The following is a 1187-nucleotide window of genomic DNA, read 5'->3' as shown; positions in this document are numbered from 1 at the left end:
CACCGCGGCGATCTCGGCGATCAACAGCGACATCTTCGGCGCCGGTCGCATGCTCTACGGCATGGCCCGCCAGGGCCAGGCGCCGGTCGGCTTCTCGCGGGTGTCGCGGCACGGCGTGCCGTGGATGACCGTGTTGCTGATGGCGGTGGCCCTGCTGCTCAAGCAGAGCCCGATGGGGCCGGCTTACTACGTGGTGACTCTGTGCCTGGTCGGCTTCCTCGTCGGGCTCTACCTGCTGGCGCAGAAAAAGCCGGCTGGCGAGGCGGTTTCGGTGGGCTGAAAGCGCTTCCGGCGGTTATTTGAATTATTTTTGAAATAATCGTTGACGCCAGTTTCTATCTCCCTATAATGCGCACCACTCCCGGCGACGACGAAGAGTAAATGCTTGAAAATCAAGGGTTTACGGATTCTCTCCCGGAAGTGGTGAAGCGCTCCGGCAGGTTGTTCGCCGCAGCGGTTCGGTCCCGAAAGGGATTCGAAACGAAGCTTCATCGAGGTGCTTGACAGCGAATTTGAACGCTGTAGAATGCGCCTCCCGCTGATCGGAAGATGGTTTGAAGGTCGGCGCAAGCGGTTGAGTAGAAAAGAAAATTTTCGAAAATAACGCTTGACGGAACGAGAGGTTGCTGTAGAATGCGCGGCCTCGGTTGAGACGAAAGCCTTGACCAACTGCTCTTTAACAAGTCGAATCAAGCAATTCGTGTGGGTGCTTGTGATGTAAGACTGGTGATCGCAAGATTATCAGCAACGCAAGTAACACTCGTGAATTCGAGAGTTTTATCTCTTTTTAAGAGAATGCGATTGCTGAGCCAAGTTTAGGGTTTTCTCAAAACCCAAGCAGTATTGAACTGAAGAGTTTGATCATGGCTCAGATTGAACGCTGGCGGCAGGCCTAACACATGCAAGTCGAGCGGATGAAGGGAGCTTGCTCCTGGATTCAGCGGCGGACGGGTGAGTAATGCCTAGGAATCTGCCTGGTAGTGGGGGATAACGTCCGGAAACGGGCGCTAATACCGCATACGTCCTGAGGGAGAAAGTGGGGGATCTTCGGACCTCACGCTATCAGATGAGCCTAGGTCGGATTAGCTAGTTGGTGATGTAATGGCCGACCAAGGAGACGAGTCGTAACTGGTGTGCGAGGATGATCAGTCACACTGAAACTGAGAGCCGGGCAAGACACCTCCGCG

At 54.8% G+C, this 1187-nt stretch carries 1 rRNA gene and 1 pseudogene; both read left to right on the top strand.

From position 1 onward, the window contains the following. Positions 1-160: pseudogene (gene proY / locus EEB15_RS34705) on the top strand (proline-specific permease ProY); the annotation flags it as partial. Between the two features lie 685 nt (positions 161-845). Further along, positions 846-1187 (top strand): 16S ribosomal RNA (locus EEB15_RS34095); the annotation flags it as partial.

Source organism: Ramlibacter sp. WS9 (assembly GCF_003797765.1).
In the GTDB taxonomy this organism is placed as follows: domain Bacteria; phylum Pseudomonadota; class Gammaproteobacteria; order Burkholderiales; family Burkholderiaceae_C; genus Ramlibacter.
The sequence above is the reverse complement of the archived record's forward strand: the minus strand, read 5'-3'. Positions and strand labels throughout refer to the sequence as shown.